Annotated in this window: 11 protein-coding genes; 9 read left to right on the top strand and 2 right to left on the bottom strand. The window is 61.3% G+C overall.

The features are described from left to right. Positions 1–319: 319 nt before the first annotated feature. The gene (locus tag L6R21_16825) at positions 320–1381 is read right to left on the bottom strand and encodes a hypothetical protein (GenBank protein ID MCK6560860.1); all 1062 of its coding nucleotides are present in this window, start codon (positions 1379–1381) and stop codon (positions 320–322) included. Positions 1382–1770: 389 nt separating this feature from the next. Next, complete coding sequence (locus L6R21_16820; protein MCK6560859.1) at positions 1771–3600, bottom strand: T9SS type A sorting domain-containing protein; 1830 nt, start codon at positions 3598–3600, stop codon at positions 1771–1773. 102 nt (positions 3601–3702) lie between these two features. Between L6R21_16820 and L6R21_16815 the strand changes: the two genes are divergently transcribed. The 9 genes from L6R21_16815 (at position 3703) to L6R21_16775 (ending at position 21060) form a co-directional block, all read left to right on the top strand. Continuing rightward, a complete protein-coding gene (locus tag L6R21_16815) occupies positions 3703–4125 on the top strand; it encodes a hypothetical protein (protein ID MCK6560858.1) in 423 nt (140 codons plus the stop codon). Between the two features lie 21 nt (positions 4126–4146). Next, the gene (locus L6R21_16810) at positions 4147–8607 is read left to right on the top strand and encodes a right-handed parallel beta-helix repeat-containing protein (protein MCK6560857.1); all 4461 of its coding nucleotides are present in this window, start codon (positions 4147–4149) and stop codon (positions 8605–8607) included. Positions 8608–9113: 506 nt separating this feature from the next. Continuing rightward, on the top strand, positions 9114–9995 hold the full coding sequence (locus L6R21_16805; protein MCK6560856.1) for a hypothetical protein: 882 nt from the start codon (positions 9114–9116) through the stop codon (positions 9993–9995). 35 nt (positions 9996–10030) lie between these two features. Continuing rightward, positions 10031–11596 carry a cytochrome c family protein gene (locus tag L6R21_16800; protein ID MCK6560855.1) on the top strand — a complete coding sequence of 522 codons (1566 nt, stop codon included), beginning with the start codon at positions 10031–10033 and terminating at the stop codon, positions 11594–11596. Between the two features lie 321 nt (positions 11597–11917). Beyond that, positions 11918–12787: an FHA domain-containing protein gene (locus L6R21_16795; GenBank protein MCK6560854.1), complete on the top strand. Its 870-nt coding sequence runs from the start codon at positions 11918–11920 to the stop codon at positions 12785–12787. 60 nt (positions 12788–12847) lie between these two features. Next, entirely contained in the window at positions 12848–14542 is a 1695-nt protein-coding gene (locus L6R21_16790; GenBank protein ID MCK6560853.1) for a heme-binding protein, read from the top strand. 7 nt (positions 14543–14549) lie between these two features. Beyond that, positions 14550–16316 carry a hypothetical protein gene (locus L6R21_16785; protein ID MCK6560852.1) on the top strand — a complete coding sequence of 589 codons (1767 nt, stop codon included), beginning with the start codon at positions 14550–14552 and terminating at the stop codon, positions 16314–16316. A 9-nt stretch (positions 16317–16325) separates the two neighbouring features. Continuing rightward, on the top strand, positions 16326–20006 hold the full coding sequence (locus L6R21_16780; protein MCK6560851.1) for a hypothetical protein: 3681 nt from the start codon (positions 16326–16328) through the stop codon (positions 20004–20006). Then, complete coding sequence (locus L6R21_16775) at positions 19960–21060, top strand: hypothetical protein (protein ID MCK6560850.1); 1101 nt, start codon at positions 19960–19962, stop codon at positions 21058–21060. Before L6R21_16780 ends, L6R21_16775 begins: the two co-directional genes overlap by 47 nt. Positions 21061–21207: the final 147 nt, after the last annotated feature.

The raw sequence follows: 21207 nt of genomic DNA, 5'->3' as shown, positions 1-21207 counted from the left end.
TCGGGCTTCCAGGTCGGGGAATTGCTTGGGAATGCCGGTGCAAAACGTACACAGCGAGGGCGGGAAAGTCAAGGCCGAGTTTGACGTGCGAGTAATGTCTCACTTATCGGGTGTGTCATATCGATCAGCAACGGTTGCACCGCTGCAAGCCGTGGCAGATCATCCCCACCAATAACTGAGTCATTACACGTGCGAACAACGGCGCGCCGGCGCAATGCGGAAGGACAACCGCACGCTGCAATACTCAGCCGCAGCCTCTGAGGGTGGAGCAGTCCAGGGCGGAAAAGAAACCGAGCGTGTTGGCGGCTGTGCGCGCAGATTACAGCGACAAGGCCAGGCCGATCAGCAGGCGATGGTGCGGATTCTGCTGAATCTGATAGGAGCCGTGGGGCGATGACACGAACTGGGTGCGGCCCTGGCGGGTCGGAATGATCCAGGTCAGGCCCAGGGCAAAGCTCTTATGCTGAAACTGGCTGCCGAGCGTCGTGTAGGTCACGGCTTCGTCATCATAGATGCGATCAAAGCGCTTGCCGGTTCCGGTGGTGATGAATAAAGTCGAAAAAACGCGCCAGCGCAAGCCGTACGCGTATTCTTTGCGGGTCGTCCAATCTGCCAGCAGTTGCCAGTGTGAACTGATCAGCCAGTGCAACCCGCCCTCCAGTCTGAAGGCCGGTTCTAAGGCGATGCCGGGAAACGAGAAGGGATTCCAGACAATGATGGAATCCGTGCCTGCGATCCGAATGCGCACCGGCTGGTTGAACGGCTTGCTCGCGCGGTCTTTGACCAAATTGCGCAGGACGAGTCCGAAATTGAAGCGCGTGCCGGTTTTCCGGAATCCCAGATCGAAGCTGCGGAATTGTTGCCCAAACGAGTACGGGCCCAGGGAATGCGGCACGACGAGATAGCCTTCATGGCGCATCACCAGGCCGGCATGAAGGGCTGGCTTGATCTGAAAACCCGCACCCACGGCCCAGTCTTGTTGGTAGCCGAAAGTGAGGTCGCGCAGCGGATGGGCAGGACCGCGGCGGGAAGCGTCGGCGAAGGTGTCGACTTGCCGTTTGGTCTGGGCGAAGGCAATGGTCAAGCGCGAAGCCAGCGCGAGCTGCAAGCTGGAATTCGGGAATTCGTTCAGAAAGGCCTCATCAACACTGCCTTCATTCGCTTCCACCACGTAGGCAAATCGTTTGCCCGGCGGCAGGCCGCAGAGCACCGCAGGATTGGCAGCGGAGAAGTCCATGCCCAAACCCGACAACGCCGCATACGCCACCGAACCTTCCGTGAAAGTGGAATAGGCAAACTGGGCGTGGCTGGCATCCAACGCGGCCAGCGTGAAAACACAGGACAGCAGGGCGGCAGCAGGAGAGCAGCATTTCTGTTTCATGGTGACAGGCCTTTCGGTTGAGCAACTGAATAAAGCGGATTTTCAGACAAGCTGAAAACCGCAGCCCTGCGAGCGGCTCCAACGGATAAAGCTTTTTGTCTTTTCATCCGTTGGTCTTAATCTACCCGTTGGGGATAAAAAGTCAGAATTCTATTCTAACTTTGATTGCCCTATGGCCTACAACGTTAAGTCGAATTCTATTGCACAGACCAACAGCCCCAAAAGGGCGCAATGCAAGAGCGAAGGGCAAAGCCCTGGGAAATCGGTAATCATGAGATATCGCCAAGCCCCAATCGGTTCCCAGGGCGCTGCCTGTGGGCTATGACATGCGATCCCGTTGGGGTCAAGCCGGCCTTCTGGAGACAACATGTGCACTTAACGTTTTAGTACTAACGCAACAACAAAACTTTTTGCGTCTGAACATTATTGCCCGCGCGCAAGACGATGAAATAGACGCCGGATTTGGCAAGGTTACCGGCCTGGTCACGGCCATTCCACACTGCTGATTGCCGGCCCGGTTGCAGCTTCGTTTCCAGCAACAGGCGAACCCGGCGGCCCAAAACGTCATAGATCTGCACCTGCACGCCGGTTTCCCGATTGAGATCAAACCAAATGACGCAGTTTGCCCGCAGCGGATTGGGCGAGGCGGGCAACAACGCCAGCGTGCCGGGAGCAGGCATATGCTGCGCGCGCGTGGGATTCAACAGCACATAAGCTTCACCGCTGGCATCTCCGGCCTTTGTCGTCGCGGCCCACGCGCCGATGATGAGATCATCTTTGCGGTCGCCGTCCACGTCGCCGGCGGCAATGGACTGGCCGAGCCAGGCGGAACGCGTGCCACCCCAGATGACGTCCCACCGCGCATTCGTGCGGCGAAAATCAACGGTATCCGGAAAAGCCGGGGCGCCGTAGAGAACGTAGGCATTGCCTTCGTAAGTCAGCTCCGGAATCCGGCGCGTCGCCAGCAGATTGGTGAGTGCCAGATCATCCACGCCATCATGATTCCAATCCAGTTTTATTATTTTGTAGGGGGAAGTGTTGCCGCCATCAAAAGCATAAGGATCGGTAATCACGACTACCTGGTGGCGCGGGTCAAAATACTCGAAGGTTTTTCCCCGGGCCAGGTGGGGATCCAAATAGAGGCGGGCGTAGCTCTTGTGGGTCAGCGTGTCAAAGCTGTCGATCACCATGTCGGTGATGCCATTGCCGTTGAAATCGCCGCTCACGAAACGATAGGCGGTCATGGGCACCTGGCTCCTTCCCACCAGGCGCGTAATCTGGCCATCGGTTTGCCAACCGTTCAAATCGAGAGTTTCCGGCCAGTCTTTCCTGCCCCAGAGGATAAAACCAACGCCGCCCCAGTCCAACTCCGTCAACACATCGGCATCCGGCAAATTCACGATCAAATCGTCATAGGCATCGCCGTCCAAATTCCCGGTGTAGAGGATGAGAGAAATCTGTTTTTCGCGGGAAGGCGTAATCGTGCAATGTTGCAAAGCGGGATTGTCGATTTTACCGCTGATCAGCCGCTGGCCGCCCCAAAGCAGGTAAGCCGTTGATTGTTGTGAGATGTGCGCCGGCCGATTGGCAAAACGAGTGACCGCGGCCAGATCCGGAATGCCGTCGCCATTGTAGTCGCCGTGCGTCAAGCAATATCCCAGGTATGCGCGGGAGCGCTCGCCGTGCAACGTTGCGGCCAGGCTGTCGCCAGGATAATCCTGCAAAGTGATTTCCGCCGGCCAATGCGCTCTGCCCTTGAAAAAGTAAAGCCGGCCCTCCATTTGGTTGCCGCCGGCGAAATTCCATTGCGGCGCGGCGATGAAAACATCGGCGAGGCCGTCATTCGAAAAGTCGAAAACGTCGACCCTATCTCCGGCATAGTCCTGGCGGCCGCCGCCCCAAAAAGCCACGCGTCCCTGTGGGTTTTCCAAATCAATGAAGCGCGGCAGCGCCTGGTTGCCGAAAATCAAAAAGGCGCCTCCGCCGCCCAGGTGGAAAAGCTCGATGGTGCCGGCACCGATCAGCATGTCATCGATGCCGTCGCCATTCACGTCGCCGGCCGCCGCCGAGCGGCCGAAACCGGCAGAGGGCAGATAGTTTGAAATCCGAACATCCTCTTCGAACTTGCCGATATCGATGACGGTCTGGCCGGACAAGTCGAACGCGAACAGGCTTCCCAGCAGCAGGCCGGGAATCAAAAATAGTGTTTTGCCGGACATCGCAAATCCCCTTGAAGCGAGTTGCCGCTCAATCCCGAGCCAATGTGAAATCTTCACCGGCGCTGCGCTGCCAAATGTCATCCGTCAGGTGAATACGGGATATTGGAACAGTTTATCAGCGTCATCCTAAATCGATGGTGGTATCAAATCATCTCCATCTTCAAGGCTTGGGGAGGAATAGGAAAAAGAAGGGAAGAAGAGAAACAGGATGAAGATGAAGAAAAGGTCGGGATGAAGACAAGCAAGTTGTTCAGACTTTTACCCCGGCCCCCTACGAATCATAAAACTCATTGCACCTCCCATAGTAGATTCGCTCAACAACGTGGCATGAGTATAATTTTAGCGAAACTCAAAGTCAAGTACTTTTTTGGATTCTTCGTCGTTGGCCACCCGCTCGCTCTTTCACTTTTCCCAATCGGTGGTTTTGCAGGTATATATAACCCACAACCCCTCGTCCGGCGTTTTCATCACGCCGGCATTGGTCTTCTGATGAGGGAGAACATGACGACGCAAAAAGGATTTTGACAACCCTCGGGAATCTCAGCCATGGCCCTCACCCTCTCTTTTCGCCGTCCGCTCCTGCCTGCCATCGCGCTGCTGCTTGCCGGCGTATTGGCGCCGGCCGGCGCGCCGCGCGCCTTCGCCGCGGTGGACACGGTTTATGTTTCCCTCTCCGGCAGCGATGCGCAAGGCGACGGTTCCGTTGCCAAGCCCTATCGCAGCCTCACCGTGGCGCTGCAGAAAACGCCGAGCAACGCGGCCAATCCCAAAGTCATCAAACTGTCCAGCGGCACCTTCAGCGCCGCCACCACCGGCGAAGCCTTCCCGCTGGCGCTGCGAAGCTGGATGACCATCCTGGGCGCAGGCCGGAACGCCACCATTCTCGATGCCGGCCAAGCCCTGCATCTTTTCACCGGCCAACAGATTCAACAGGCGGGCCTGGCGGGCCTGTGCCTGCAAAACGGCAAGGCCACGGGCGCCGCGGCCGCGGGACAGGGCGGCGGCGTGTGGATCAAGGGCTTCACCAACTTCACGCTGCGCAATTGCCTGATCCGCGACAACACCGCGGCGGCGGCCGGCGGCGGCTTGTTCATTTCCAAAGGCTCGGGTTTGACGGTGCAGAACTGCGTGCTGGAGAACAATCGCGCCTTGAACGGCGGCGCGATGTACCACGACAGCTCCAGCGCCAGCCTCATCACCGGCACCACGCTGCAGCACAACCGGGCCGGCAACCTCGGCGGCGCGTTGTACCTTGCCGCCACCGCACCCACCATCCAAAAATGCCGGATTCGCTGGAATGGCGCGGAGCAAAGCCAGCAGCAAGGCGGCGGCGGCATCGTGCTCAGCAATGCCGTGGGCGCGGTGATCGGCGGCGCATTCGAGCTTGGCAATGACATTCACGAAAACACCGGCGGCGTGCAGGGGGCACAGCTTTTTCTGCTCGACAAACAAAGCACGGCCGACGCCCGCTTCAATTTCTGGGGCGCGTTGCCGGACAAAAAAGTGGCGGCACCGACGGCCCAGATCAATCTGGGCAATGCCCGCAATGTCGCCATCAACGTGGCGTTCGGCACGAAGACGTTCTTCGTTGCGCCCACCGGCGCGGACGAGAACAACGGCAGCGCCGCGCAGCCGTGGCGCACGATCAACTACGCGCAGAGCCAGTTTTTCGCCACTGAACTTGATACCATGCGCCTGTACCTGCGCCCGGGCATTTACGGCACTGCCAGCACCGGCGAAAATTTCCCGATTCGTTTGAAATCGCGCGTCAGCCTGCTGGGCGCCGGCCAGGAGGCCACTTTCATCGAGGGCGCGAACTGGCTGCAGTCGGAATTGGTCGCAGCGATGAATGTCGTGGGCGCGCGCCTCACGGCGGTGACGCTGCGCCACGCCGGCCGGGGCGCGCTGGTGGCACGCGGTTGTGAACGATTGCTGCTGGATTCACTGCTGGTGGAGAACAATCAGGGCAGCCGCGGGGCAGGCTTCACCATTATCGGCGGTTCCGGCAACCGCATTGCCAACTGCCTGTTTCGGGGAAATCACAGCACGGGCAGCGGCGGCGCGCTGGCGCTGTTGGGCGAGGATACGGAAGTCGTGCAGAATGTTTTTCTCAACAACCAGGCGGTGCGCGGCGGCGCCCTTGCGGCTGATTCCGGCAGCGCGGCCGTGCTCGAACAAAATGATTTCACCGGCAACACCGCAGAAGCCGGCGGCGCGCTTCACCTGGCGCAAGCGCGGCTGCAAGTGAGCGGCAATCGCATTCGGCGAAATCATGCCACGGCCGGCGGCGGCGCCATCGCGCTCGACGGCGGTTCGCAGCCGGTGATCGGCGCGAGCCGCAGCCGCGGCAATGACCTCTACGGCAACACGACGACCGGCCAGGGCACGCAATTGTGGCGCACTTCCCCGGGCTTGACCGTCGATGCCCGTTACAACTTCTGGGGCGAGGTGCCGGGTGCCGGCACGGCGGTTCCGGTGAATGAGTTCTCGCTGCTGGAATACCGCACGCTGGCGATTCGGCTGCCGCGCGGCACGCGCACGCTCTACGTCTCGCCCAACGGCGACGACGAGGCCAGCGGCGCCACACCGCAGGCGCCGCTGCGCACCATGACCGAGGCGCTGCAGCTTTTCTTCGGCACACCGGAAGCACCGATGACGCTGCAGCTTCTGCCCGGCCAGTATGCGCCGGACACCAACCGCGAAACGTTTCCGCTTGCGCTGGAAAGTCATCTCACCCTCACCGGCGCCGGACGCGAGCAGACGGTGATCCGCGGCGACGGAATTCATCGCCTGTTCGAAGGCCGCAAGCTGCAGCAAGTGGCATTGCGGCAAATGATGCTGCGCCACGGCAAGAGCGGGCAGCGCGGCGGCGGCGTGCTGCTCGATTCGGTGACGACGGTGTTGATCGATAGCTGCCGGTTTCAGGAGAATGAGGCCGTGCAGGGCGGCGGTTTGGCGCTGCGCGGCTGCAAGCCGGCCACGATTCAATTCACGCAGTTTGACGGCAATCAGGCGCAACTGCGCGGCGGCGGCCTGCATATGGAGGGTGACAGCGTTGCCCTGCGCCATTGCGAATTCATCGGCAACCAGGCTGTCGCCAGCGGCGGCGGTCTTTATTTCAGCAAAATGAAACTCGCCTACTTGCACGCCAACTACCTGGCCGGCAATCAAGCGGAACAAGGCGGCGGCGCGGCGTTGGCCAGCGGGACGGCGCAGTTCTTCCGCAATACCATCATCGACAACAGCGCGACGCTGAGCGGCGGCGCTCTCTTCATCGCAGCCGAGGCCAACGCGGTGATCGGCGGCACGCCGGAGAACGGCAACGATCTTTATGGCAACCGCGCACCGGGCAACGGCAAAGCGCTGGCCGGCCCGAACCGCATCACGCCCAACGAAGCCCGCTGCAATTTCTTCGGCGCGCGGCCGGACGAGGCGCAGGTGAGCAGCCTCGCCGGCTTCAATGTCTCCGAGTTTCGCCGCACCAGCATCATTCTGCCGAGCGCCGAGCGCACGCTCTATCTTTCGCCCAACGGCTCGGATGACAATCGCGCGCCCTCCGCAAAAAATCCGTTGCGCACGCTCGGCCGCGCGTTGCGATTGTTCGTTGCGCTGCCCGGGGATCGCTTCACCCTCAGCCTGGCCAACGGCGTTTATTCGCGCAAATCAACCGGCGAGGTTTTGCCGGTGCGCTTGCCCAGCCGCGTCGTGCTGGCGGGCAGTCATGCCGACAGTGTGATCATCAACGGCGGCGCTGCCAGCCGCCTGCTGGAAGTTGTCGAGGCGGACAGCGTCGAAATCCGGCAGCTCACTCTGGCAGCGGGCGCCAGCCTCGCCGCGGAACAGCCGGCCGAAAACGGCGCCGGTTTGCGGCTGGAGAACAGCCGCGCCATTCGCCTGGTCGGCGTGCATTGGCGTGACAACACGACGCCAGCCTTCGGCGCCGGGCTGGCGAGCATGGCGGTCACGCAGCTTTATCTCAGCCAATGCCGCTTCACGCAAAATCGCGGCAGCGGCGCAGCGATTTATCTGCAGAACAGCAGCGGCGAAATTCTGGCTTGCACGATCGCGAACAACCATTCGCCGGCACTGGGCTCGGCGATGTACCTGGATAATTCCAGCGTGCAAATCAGCGGCTGCCGCATCACACAGAATCACACCGAGGCCACCACGCTGGGCGGCGCGATCTATTGCACCGGCGCGGCCTTGCCGGTGATCGGCGGCGAGAGTGGCCGCGGCAATGACATCTTCGGCAACACCGGCGGCAACACCGGCCGCCAGCTCCTGCGCTCGCACAGCGCGCCGAAAATCAAAGCCAGTCACAACTATTTCGGCGTTGCCCAACCAACCGAGCAGGAAGTTTCGCCGCTCAACGGTTTCGATCTCGAACCCACGCGCGATGTGCCGCTCGCCGGCAACAATCCGCCGGTTTGGGTCAATGTCGCGCCGCCGGTCAGCCCGCCGCTGGCCGCTTCCCGGCAGGATACGATTCGTTTTTCCGCCAGCGCCATCGATACCGACAACGATCCGCTGAGTTACACCTGGTTTGTCGATAACTTCTCGGTTTCGTTCGCGCAAGATTTTGCCTGGGTGGCGTTCTTCTATGCCGAGGGCCGGCACACGGTGCGCGTCGAAGTCAGCGACGGCACGCATGCCATTTCAGCCGAATGGCAAATCGACTTGCTCACCACGGCGGTGCACGCGCCTGCCGGCCATCTGCCGGCGCAATTCCAGCTCGCGCAGGTCTTTCCCAATCCGCTGCGCGCCGCAGCAACGCCGGGTCGCATCATGTTTCAAACCGCCCGCCTGAGCGTGGTTGATTTGGTGATCTATGACGTGATGGGCCGGCGCGTGCGCCACCTGTTGCGTGCGGAAAAACCAGCCGGCGCTCATCAAGCCTCCTGGGAGGGCCGCGATGACAACGGCCGGTTACTGCCCGCCGGCGTCTATCTGCTGCACATGACTGCGGGCGGTTTTCAAGCCACGCAAAAGCTGGTCCTCGTGAAATAGTGTCCGTTCAGAAAGAAGGAAACCGCCCGGGCGCTTGGCCCTGAGATGTGTCTGAGCCGAATAAGGCGCGCTCATGCTCATGATGAAGCGCCCAGGCGGTGGCGTTTTCGGACGGACACGATATAGACTGTCGATCAAAACCGACTGCTGCTCACCAGCCCCGCTGCCGGCGGGGCTTTTTGTTTCCCACCCGCTGCCCTTACACTTGCTGGCACCTGTTTTGCGAAGATAGGCGTGCTACATGAGCAGGCGTTTGAGTTATTCAAACACTTGCGCTCAGGCACGGCCGCCGGCAAGCTCAATTACGAAACGGTCAGTTACAGCCGTGAATGAGCCTGCCGCCAACGCGCTGCATTTGAATTTTGCCTCGTGTTGCCGGGCAAAGTTCGCATTGGAAGCTCCCCTGCCCGCCAGCGGCAGCAAAAAAACGGACTGCCGAACTCCCGCTTTCAATGATTGCCTGCTTCGCAACGATTCCTCTTGTGCTTCATTCAACCTTTAAAGCTATGCCGGAGAAATCATCCCTCGCACCGGACAAAAAGAAACCAACGCCGCGCCGCCGGCTGAGCCAGCTCTGGCGCGCGATTCCAAAGGAAGCGCGGCTGTTCCTGATCGCGCTGGCCGCGTGCGGCCTGGTGTTTATCGTGAATGCCGTGGTGAGCGACATTGCGCCGCAGAGTCTTTGGGGAATATCGTACGGCACCGCCGCCGCCGTGTTGATGCTGGGCGCAGCCTTGTTCAGCATGCGGCGGCGGTTAGCCCAGACCGCGTTGCGGCAGCGCTGGGGCGCGGCGCAAACCTGGCTGCAGTTTCATCTCTACGGCGGCACCCTGTTTCTGGTGTTGGTGTTCATGCACACCGGTTTTCAATTGCCGCACGGCCGGCTGGCGTGGTGGATGTGGAGTTTGAGCATTTGGGTAACCGTGAGCGGCGCGGCCGGCGTGCTGCTGCAAAAATGGCTGCCGCGCCTGCTCAGCTCGGGCCTGGCGCTGGAAGTGGTGTATGAACGCATCCCCGAGTTGATCGCGGAAATCAGCGCAAAGGCGGCGGCCCTGATGCAAACCTGCACCGAGCCGGTGCAGGATTTCTATCGCGACCAAATCGCGCTGGCACTGGCCGCGCCGCAGCCGCGCTGGATCTACTACCTCGACATCACCGGCGGCATTCAGGCGCGCGTCAAAAAGTTCGAGTATGTCCGCCGCTTGCTGCCGGCGGAGGAACAGCACAAGCTGTACGAGCTGGAATCGTATTACCGCGCCAAACTCGAGATCGACGCGCATTTCACCCTGCAGCGCGCACTGCGCTGGTGGCTCTATTTGCACGTGCCAGCTTCGCTGGTGCTGCTGGTGCTGGTGGCGCTGCATGTGTTCGCCGTGTGGTACTATTGAACGCTGCTCTCGGGCGCAGAACGAATCGGATTACCGTGGCAAAGGCAGAAGGCAACAAGGGATTTTTCGGCACTCTCAAACTCTCGCTGGCGCAGCGCTATGTCCTGCCGGAGGCGCGGCGCGTGCTGGTGGCGCTCGGCGGCCTAGGCGGATTGTGCGTGCTGGCCTACTACGCCGTCGACGCGTTGCTGCTGCAAAACCAGTTCATCGCCAGCGGCCCGGTCTCCTCCGGCCATGCCAAGTTCGAAACCGATTGCCGCGCGTGCCACGAGCCGTTTCAAACGGCGACCAGCGCAAAATGCTCAGTCTGCCATGAGAAAACCGGGGACACGCTGGGCGTGTATTCCTTCGCGGCGCATGAAATCTACCGTTCGGCGGATCCGCGCCGGATCACTGCCGGCGCGCAGGAGCAGGAATGCGCCGGCTGTCATCAAGAACATGACGGCCGCGAAGCCAAACTCACCGGGGTCGCGGATGATCGCTGCCTGCCCTGCCACGAATTCGGCTCGTTCAATCGCAGCCACCCGCAATTCGATTTCATCGCGCCGCCGGCGGCGGATGATTCGACGCTGCGCTTCACGCACATTCGGCACGTGGCGGAAGTGGCGAAACGCGAGCAATTGACCGATCGCGAGCGCGCGTGTTTGTATTGCCACAATCCCCGGCCTGACGGCCGGCATTTCGAGCCGATCGCGTTCGACACGCATTGCAGCGCCTGCCATCTGCAACCCAACAGCGAAACCCCGGCGCTGGCCGTGCGCAATCCTGGTGATCCGGCGCCGGGCGTCGAGTTGCTCGAAGAGATGCGCCGGCGCGGCGGCCCGGCTTTGGCGTGGGTGAAAAATCTCAGTGCGGGTGAGTTTCAAATCAAATCCGGCAACCGGGTGGTGAAATCTCCCGTGCGCCACGCCGACCCCTGGATCCTGGAGAATCTGCGCTCGCTGCGCCGCCTGCTTTATCCTGAAAACGGCTTGGCGGATTTGATCAAGGCCGGCGGCCCGGCTGCAGCAGGTGCGCCGGCGCTGCAGCCGGTTTATGACGAGGCCTTGCAGACTCTGCGCCGCCAAGCCGAAGCGCTGCGCTCACGCCCCGAACCGGAAATGCGGAAAGAATTGGTGCGCTTGGATTCCCTGCTCAAAGTCGCGCAGAACAAGATCCGCCGTCAAGAGTTTGCCGCGAAAGATGCCAGGCTGTTCCGGTCCGCCCTGCAACCCAATGCGCAAGTCTCGCCGGCGCAAGCCCAGGCGATTCTCGGCCTGGCCGACAATCTCACGCGCAACTGCCAGCGCTGCCACGTGGTGGCCAATGCCGCCATTCAGCGGGTGCAAAAGGATCAGCAGATCTTGCGGCGCGCCGAGTTCGATCATCGCGCTCACATTCTGCAGCGGCGCTGTCTGGAATGCCACACCGCCATCCCGATGTTCGAACCGGTCACCGCCACCGCGGCGGCGGCCGATCGCGCCGCGATTCAGAATGTGCCGGGCATCGAGAATTGCCGCGGCTGCCACAATGCCGCGGAAACCTCGAATCGCTGCGTGACGTGCCACTATTATCATCCGAACAAAACCAATCGGGCGAGCCTGCTGTTGTATGTTGATTGACTCATGGCCTGTTACCACCGCCCGGGCGCTTCGTCATGAACAGGAGCGAGTTTGATTCGGCTTGTGCGCGCTTCGGGCCAAGCGCCCAGGCGGTTTCTTCAGCGGTGGCGGATATACTCTGCAAGGTGACAGGGCATGAGCGCCCGTCCGAAAATGCTCTGACTTCGGCTGAGCCGAGGTTTGCAAAACTGCGAGCGTCGTGGAAACTCAGAGAATCTTGATGCAACGGCCAAGCCGTTGCAGGAACACTTTTTGTCAGAAGGCGACATCTCGCCCATTTGGCGCAACTTGTCGGTGCCCCGCGGCAGCGGAAGATCAGCCATGAAAGCCAGACTGTTCTGCACGACCGGCATGCTCGCCGGCGCCAGCTTCGCGATCGGCAAACAAGCGTTGATCGGGAAAAGCGGCGACAATCACATCGTACTCGAGCCGCCGGTCATTTCCGACCGGCATGCGCGCATCTTTTGGGAGGAGGCGCAGCGCTGTTACGTGCTGGAAGATTTGGGCAGCCGCAACGGCACCCAGCTCGACGGCCGGCGGGTGAGCGGCCGCGAAAAACTGGGACGTTTGCACGTCATCACCTTTGCCGGGAAGTTCGACTTCGTGTTTCAAGTGGCCGAGGCCGCGGCCAAAGCGGCAGCGCCGGGCAATGGTTTCAAGGTGCTGGCGCAGAAGCCCTCTTCGCCCGCGCCGTCAAGACCGGCATTCGCCAAAGGTAAAACCACCAAACGGCGCCGCCGCTCGAGCATTGGCCGCACCCTGATCGAAGCAGTGCCGGTGACGCTCGGCGAACTGCCGTTCGCGGCCGCCGCGCCGGAGAAAACGAGAGTCGAAGCGCCCGTCGCGGCCGGTCGCACGGCTCTGTTGCTGGAAGTGCAGAAAGCCGGCGGCGAAGTGCAAAACTTCCCGCTGGCCGCCGGTGAGAATCTCGTGGGCCGCGCGCCCGATTGCACCGTCTGCATCGATGATCCCTCCATTTCCCGCCGTCACGCCGTGCTGATCGTGAAATCCAACACCGTCAGCGTGCGTGATTTGGACAGCCGCAATCACACCTTTGTGGGCCGGGAGGCCATCGCGCGCGAAACGGAGGTGGCACTGCCGGCCGCGCTCCGCTTCGGCACGGTGGCTGCCCGCCTGTTGTCCGCTGTGTCCGCCGCCAACTCACGCCTGCCGGACGCCGGTGGGCGTTGATCAAGCCGTGCCGCCAGGAAAGTGTTTTTCATTCAAACCATCGCAGGAGCAACACGCCGCATGTCATCCTTGATCAGGCAAAACAAGCTTCGCCGTGAGGGTGGTGCAAGCTGGCAGGCCAGGTGCCTGTTCGTCCTCTTTTTCTTCTTTGCGCTGTACACGTTCGTCCTGGCGCTCAACGGCTGCAGTCCGCGCAGCATGCCGATGCAGGCAACCCTGCCGGCGCAGCCCCCCGCGTTGACGGAAACGGACGTACAGCGGTTGATGGCGCAAGCGGTCGCAGTGGCCGGGCAAATGAATGAGAAGATCAACGTCGCGGTGGTCGACCGTGAAGGCAACGTGCTGGGCGTCTTTCACATGAATGGCGCGGGACAGGCGGCACCGGCGGCGCAGGCGCTGCTCGGCGAGATCGCCAAAGCGCGCACCGCCGCCTATTTGAGCAGCAATCAACACGGCTTCACCACCCTCACCGCCTGCTTCATCACGCGCGGTCATTTCCCGCCGGCCGCCAGTAACACCGCGGCCGGGCCGCTGTTCGGCGTGCCGTTCTCCCAGCTTGCCACCGGTGATGTGCAGCCCAACGGTGCACCGCTGCCGCCGCTCGGGCCGCCGCAACCCAACCCGCGCAACATTCCGGGCTTGACCAGCATTTCCGGCGGCGTGCCGATTTTCAAAAACGGTGCGCTCGCCGGCGGCTTGGGCATCAGCGGCGGCTCGGATACGTTCGTGGCCGCCAATGTCAATCCCGCGGTCGCCGGCAACCTGCTCAACACCATGTTCAATTATTGCCAGGGCGTCAGCCGGGACGAGATCATTGCGCTGGCCGCCGTGCGCGGCTATGAAGTTTCCAGCGACAAGCGCGGGGACACCATCATGCTCGACGGCATCCAACTGCTCTACGCCAACACCCAGCCGCCGGCCTTCAATTTCAGTCTGACTTTCGACAGCCTGGCGGCGCGCGGCACGGTCGATCCCGGTTTTCCGATACGGCCGACGCCGCCGCCTAGTATGCCGATGGAAGGCGAGGTGATGCTGGATGCCGCGCATGACTATCGCATCAAAGGCGGCAGCGTGTTGACCGCCGGCGAGGTGCGTCAGATTATCAACCAGGCGGTGGCGCGCGCCAATCGCACGCGCGCGGCGATTCGCCGGCCGTTGGGCAGCGCGGCGCGCGTCGTGGTCGCAGTGTCGGATGTCGACGGCACGCTGCTCGGCATCTGGCGCATGGCGGATGCCACCATGTTCAGCTTCGACGTGGCCGCGCAAAAGGCGCGCTCAGCCGTGGCGTTCAGCGATCCCAATGATACCCTCGGTCAGCAGATGCGTACGCTGCTGGGCTTGCCCGCCGGCGCGCCGCTGGCGGTGAGCACGCGCGCCTTCGGATTTCTCAGCCAGCGCTACTTTCCGCCGGGCATCGATCTCGGCGCGCAACCGCAAACCCAGCCGGTGGAAAGCGGCCCGTTCTACCAAAACGTCGATGCGCAGTTTGACTTCACGTTGCAGCAGACCATGCCGGTCCGGTCGCCGTTCGTCAACGGCATTCAGATTTTTCCCGGCGGCATTCCGCTTTACAAAAACGGCCAGCTCGCGGGCGGCCTCGGCGTCAGCGGCGATGGCGTCGATCAGGACGATTACATCGCAGCCGGCGGCGCGCTGGGCTTCGAGGCACCGCCGGCCCTCCGCACCGATCAATACGCCTATCGCAATGTCAAGCTGCCTTACCTCAAATTTCCCCGCCAGCCGGAATTGCCGTGAGTGTGACATGAGAGAGTGCAAGCAGAGTTTGCTGTTCGTTATGTTGGTGATGGTGGGCCTGGGCTGGCTCGATGCTGCGAGGAATGAGGCGTGGGCGCAGCGGCGCGCGCTGCGGGACTCCTCCCAAGTCCGGGCGCGCAAAGTGGTGGAAACGCGGCCGCGCCGGTCCACTGCAACCCGCCGCCCTGCCCTGCCTGCCAAACCGGCAGCAATGCCGAAAGATTTTGAGCCGGTAACCGACCGCTGGCAGAGCATCAAACCGCCGCCCTATGAACTCAATGTCAAGGGCCGGTGGTATGATCCCTACAATCAAAACAAGCTCAAGGGTGATCGGCCGCTGTTCGGGCAAAACACGTTTTTGATTTTCACCGCCAGCGCCGACAATTTCATCGAGGCCGCGCGGCTGCCGACGCCCAGCGGCGTGAGCACCGCCAATGCGCAGAGCCAGAATTTCTTCGGCGCCGGCGACCGCACGCTCGCCAGCGAGACGTTGCGACTGACCTTCGATCTTTATCACGGCGACACCGCCTTCCGGCCGCGCGATTGGGAGCTGCGCGTGACGCCGGCGTTCAATTTCAACTACCTCGATTTGCGGGAAAGCAATGTCGCCCGCATCAGCCCGCGCAACCGCACTGATCGCAGCGACCGGCAGCTCGCTTTGCAGGAATTGTCGCTGGAAAAGCATTTGCTCAATCTCAGCGACCGCTATGATTTCATTTCATTCAAAGCCGGCATTCAGCGTATGTTCAGCGACTTTCGCGGCTTTGTCTTCAGTGACTTCAATCTCGGCGGCCGTTTGTTCGGCAATTTTCATTCAAATCACTATCAATACAACCTCGCCTATTTTTATCAGTTGGAAAAGGACACCAACAGCGAGCTCAATACCGTTTTCGATGATCGCAATCAACAGGTCTATTTGGTGAATTTGTACCGCCAGGACTTTCTCACCCTCGGTTACACCGCGCAATGGAGCCTGCATTACAACGTCGATCGCGCCAGCATCTACGTTGATACCAACGGCTTTCCCACACGGCCGGCACTGATCGGCACGGCAACGCCGCACACGGTGCGTGCTTTTTATCTCGGCTGGACGGGCGACGGCCATCTCGGCCGCTGGAATATCAACCATGCTTTCTATCAAGTGGTAGGCAGTGACAGCCGGAATCAACTTGCCGGCCGGCGCGTGCGCATCAATGCACAAATGGCAGCGTTGGAACTTTCAATTGATCAAGATTGGAAACGCTACAAAGCCTCGGTGTTCTATTCCTCCGGAGATGCCAAGCCATTTGACGGCGTTGGCCGCGGCTTCGATGCCATTGTCGATCAGCCATTCTTTGCCGGCGGGCCGTTCAGTTTCTGGAATCTGCAAGGCATTCGCCTGTTGGGCGTGAATTTGGTGAATCGTCAGAGTCTCCTGCCCAATCTGCGCAGCAGCAAGACGCAGGGGCAGCCCAATTTCGTCAATCCCGGCTTGCTGCTGTTCAATCTTGCCTGGGAGGCGGAATGGACGCCCAAGCTGCGCAGCGTGTTGAATGCCAACTATCTGCGCTTTGCCACCACCGCGCCATTGCAGCAGTTTTTGAATCAATCCACAATTCGCAATGACATCGGGCTGGATTTTGGCCTGGGTTTCATCTATCGACCTTTTTTGAACAATAATGCTATCATCACCATTTCGGCAACCGCGCTCCGGCCCTTCGGCGGATTCATCGACATTTATCAGTCACCGCAGATGCTGTACTCGGTGTTTGCCTCGCTGGTTTTCACCTACTGAACAGAGGACATGAGAATACGGCCATACCTTCTGGCCTGCCTGTTGACGGCGGCCACGGCATTTGCCCAAACCGATCTGATGAAACAGACGCAGCGCCAGGCAGATCGCAAAAGCAGAGGCTGCCTGACCTGCCACCGTGGCATCGAGCCAATGCACCGCAATACTGCCATCAAGATCGGCTGCACCGATTGCCACGGCGGCGATGCCGAAGCCACGACACTCAAAAAGGCGCACGTGCAGCCGCGCCATCCAGACCAATGGCCAAGCTCGGCCAATCCGGAGCGTTCTTACACTCTGCTCAACGAGGAGAAGCCGGAATTCATCCGCTTTGTCAATCCCAGCGATTTGCGGGTGGCGCAGGAGGCCTGCGGCGGCTGCCATGCCCAGGAAGTGTTGCGCGTCAAGAAAAGCATGATGACGCACTCCGCGCTGTTGTGGGGCGGCGCGGCTTACAACAACGGCATTCTCTCCGCCAAGAACTACCTGCTCGGAGAAAGTTACAGCCGCGCAGGCGAGCCGCAACGCCTCAACACCGTGCCGCCGCCCACGCCGGAAGAGCTGCAAAAAGGCGTGCTGCCCTTTCTCCTGCCCCTGCCGCGCTGGGAGATTTCCCAGCCGGGCGACAACTTCCGCAGCTTCGAACGCGGCGGCCGCGTGCCGCGCATCAATCCCTCGGACATTGGCCTGCCCAACCCGCTGGAAGAACCGGGCAAACCCGACAACAAGCTCAGCGATCGCGGCTTGGGAACGCAGTTGCTGATCAGCTCGCCGCTGCTCAACATTCACAAAACCCGGCTGAACGATCCGCATCTTTCGTTTCTGGGTACCAACGATCATCCCGGCGACTATCGCTCGAGCGGCTGCTCTGCCTGCCATGTGGTGTATGCCAATGATCGTTCGCCGGTGCACGCGGGGCCTTATGCGAAGTTCGGCAATCGCGGCTACTCGCAAACCGCCGATACCACCATCTCCCAGCGGGAATCCGGACATCCGATTCGTCACCAATTCACGCGCGCGATTCCCACCAGCCAGTGCATGGTGTGTCACATGCATCAGCCCAATGGCTTCATGAATACGTTTCTCGGATTTCAAATGTGGGATTACGAGAGCGACGGCCAGTTCATGTATCCCAAGCAACAGCAGCAGCTTTCCTCCGAGGAGGCTTTCAAGCTGCTCGCCGCCAATCCCGAGGAGGCGGTGTTGCGCGGCAACTGGGGCGATCCGGATTTTCTGCGCACGGTCACGCGGCTGAATCCCAAGCTCAAGACCACGCAATTGGCGGACTATCACGGCCACGGCTGGATCTTTCGCGCGGTGTTCAAGCGCGACCGGCGCGGCAACCTGCTGGATCAGAACGGCGCAGCGATTCCACCCGACGCGCCGCACAAATTTCACGGCGTCGTCCCGCTCGCCGACGGCAGCAAGGCCTATTGCGATGAAGCATGCCGCACCGCGCAGAAAGCCGTGCACCTCAAAGACATTCACGCGGAGAAGGGCATGCACTGCGTCGATTGCCACACCACCCAGGACAATCACGGCAACGGCAAGCTCTACGGCGAGTTTCACAACGCGATCGAGATCCAATGCGTCGATTGCCACGGCACGGTGACGCAGCGGGCCACGCTGCTGACTTCAGGATTGGCGGCGCCGGCCGGCGGCACTGCACTGCTCGACCGGTTGACGCCCTTCGGCGAACGCCGCTTCATCAAGCGCGGCGATCGCGTTTTCCAACGCTCGATGGTGCACGATTCCCTGCAATGGGAGATTCCCCAGGTGGCGGACATCGTCGATCCCGCGAGCAAGCATTACAATGCCAAGGCGGCTGCGGCCAAGCTGGTGGCCACCGGCGGTGTGACCTGGGCGCGGCCGATGAGCGAGTCGCAACTGGCGCACGGCCCGCAAAAGATGGAATGCTACACCTGCCACAGCTCGTGGGTGACGAATTGCTTCGGCTGCCATCTGCCGCAGCAGGCGAACTGGAAAAAAGCGATGAATCACTTCGAAGGCGGAGAATCGCGCAACTGGACGACCTACAACCCGCAGGTGTTGCGCGACGACGCCTTCATGCTGTGCCGCAACGCGACGACCAAAGGCAACAAGTATGCGCCGGCGCGTTCCTCCAGCGCGGTGATGCTCAGCTCGCGCAATGCCAGTCGCGAGCAGATTTACAATCAACAAGTGCCGATTTCCGCGCCGGGTTACAGCAGCCAGGCGTTCAATCCCCATTTTCCGCACACCGTGCGCACCACCGAAACCCGCACCTGCACGGACTGCCATCTTTCCGAGCAGAATGACAACAACGCCTGGCTGGCGCAGGTGTTGTTGCAGGGCACCAACACCGTCAATTTCATGGGCAAATACGTTTACGCCGGCCTCGGGCCGCACGGCCTGGCCGCAGTGAAAGTGACGGAAGATGACGAGCCCCAGGCGGTGATCGGCAGCTATTTGCAGAAGCTCGCCTATCCCGACGACTATCAACGGCACCTGCAGAACGGCAAGGAACTGGCAACTGCATACGAGCACGGCGGCACCAATATCCGCAGCCTGCAGTTGCGCGGCGAGTATCTCTACACCGCCAACGGCGAGGACGGACTGCGCGTGTATGACGTTGCCAATATCGATAACAAGGGCTTTTCCGAGCGCATTGTCTCCGCGCCGGTTTCGCCCTTCGGGCAGGACACGCAGGTGAAGACGAAATTCGCCACGGCCGTGGCCCTGCCCACCAACATGCCGGTCGACACCCGACGCGTGCACCGGCCGGAGAATCAGGAACAGTGGCCGATTCATCCGTCCTACAGCTATGCCTATGTCGCCGACCGCGAGGAGGGTTTGATTCTGGTCGACGTCATGACCCTGGTGGACAACAATCCGCGCAACAATTTTCTCGAGCGCGCGGTCACGTTCAATCCCAACGGTGCGCTCAACGGCGCGGTGAATCTGACGATCGCCGGCCGCTATGTTTACCTGTGCTGCGACCAGGGTTTGATGATCGTGGACGTCGACAATCCCCGGCAGCCGAAACTGGTGGCGCGCATCGGCGCGCCTGCCCTCAAAAAACCGAGAGCCGTGGCGATGCAATTCCGCTATGCGCTGGTGTGCGATCAGGAAGGCGTCAAGGCCATCGATCTCACTTTTCCGGAGCAGCCGCGGCTGGTGCCGAACAATGTGGTGGCGCTGGCAGATGCGCGCGAGCTGTATTGGGCGCGCACCTACGCTTATGTCGCCGCGGGCAAACAGGGCCTCGTCATTCTCGACGCGGAGAATCCCGAAGCGTTGCGTGTCGATCAAATCTACAACGGCGAGGGTAAGATCAGCGACACTTACGGTGTGAAGGTGGCGGCCACCAATGCCAGCTTGTTTGCTTATGTCGCCGACGGCCGCAACGGCGTGCACGTGCTGCAACTGACTTCGCCGCTGGACCCGGCGTTTTTGGGATTCAGCCCGCGACCCAATCCGCGGCTGATTGCCACCAAGCGGACGCCGGGCGAGGCCATCGCGCTGTCGAAGGGCATGGACCGCGACCGCGCGGTCGATGAGAGCGGCAATCAAGTGAGCGTGTTTGGCCGTCTCGGCTCGCGGCCGCTGACGCTCGAAGAAATGCGCCGGTTGTTTTTGCGGGACGGCAAGATTTGGAAGGTCTCCGATGATTACTGGAAAAAATCGATCCGCCAGGCCCGACGCGGCGATTGACGGCGACGCGGCGCACGGCAGACTGCCGCAGTTCGTTGCCGCGCCGACGTTCTTTTCCGCGGCGGAAATCAGGCGGGCGCTCGCTGCATTGTTGCTGCTGGTCGCAGCAGCGCCGGGCTGGGCGCAATACAAAACGCTCGGCCCGGGCAGTTGCGGTCTGGGGCAGAGCAATTGCCACGCGCAGCAGAATGAGTGGTGGAAGAATGATGCGCACAAAGTGACGGTGGATGCCTTCTTCGACGATCCCGCGGCTTATGAGAAGATCGCGAAGCTGGCGGGCGTCAATCCGGCGGACATGCTGAAAGGCAATCAAAGCTGCATGACATGTCACGGCACGGTGGTGTCGGGCAAGGAAAACCGGGAAGTGGAAGAAGGCGTGAGCTGCGAGAGTTGTCACGGTGCCGGCAGCGGCTACAAGGATCCGCATTCCGAGGGTGATCCCAAACTCGGCAGGACGCGGCCGGGCTACGTCAAGGCGCTGCGGCTCGGCCTGGTGGAACTGGCCAATCTCGATCAGCGCGCGGCGACGTGCGTGCGCTGTCATTACATCACGGATCAGAAACTCCTGGCCGCGGGCCATCCCGATGGCGCGCGCTTCAACTACATCTCCGGCCTGAAGAAGGTGGCCAAACACTGGCAGCGTCCGCCGGATCAAAACGAGCTCACCAAAGCGCCGTTTGAACGGGCGATGAATGCGAAAGGCCCGGTGATGGCAGTGGCGGCTGCGGCGCCAGCAGCACCGCGCGCAGCAGCCGACCAGCGTGCGAATCCACCCGCCACGAATGCCGCACCCGCCAAACCGGAGAAGATGCCCGCCGCGGCCATGGCGCCGCCAGCGGCCGCGCCGGCCAGAATGGCTGCGAATGCGCCGATGAACCTGCCGGCCGCCGCGCCGGAGGCAGCGCTGCTCCCAGCACCCGTCGAGACCACGCGTGTGATGCTGCCTCTCACTTTGCCGCCGTTTCCGGCAGTGAGTGACACCGCTTCGCTCGGCGAGATTCTGCTGATTGTGAAAAGACGTCTGGAGCTGTTGTATCAACGCACCGGGCAATGAAGTGGCGCATGGAAAAAAATCTGCCCTACCCCTGTCATCCCGTGAGATCCGGTGCAGACGTGCACGCAACTCCGATGACTTGGCGTTGTTCTGCCGAACGCCAGGGCAAATGTGCCGGCGGCAGCGCAGCCTAAATCACAACCAAAC

Source organism: bacterium, assembly GCA_023150945.1.
Classification (GTDB): Bacteria; Zhuqueibacterota; Zhuqueibacteria; order Zhuqueibacterales; family Zhuqueibacteraceae; genus Coneutiohabitans.
The sequence above is the reverse complement of the archived record's forward strand: the minus strand, read 5'-3'. Positions and strand labels throughout refer to the sequence as shown.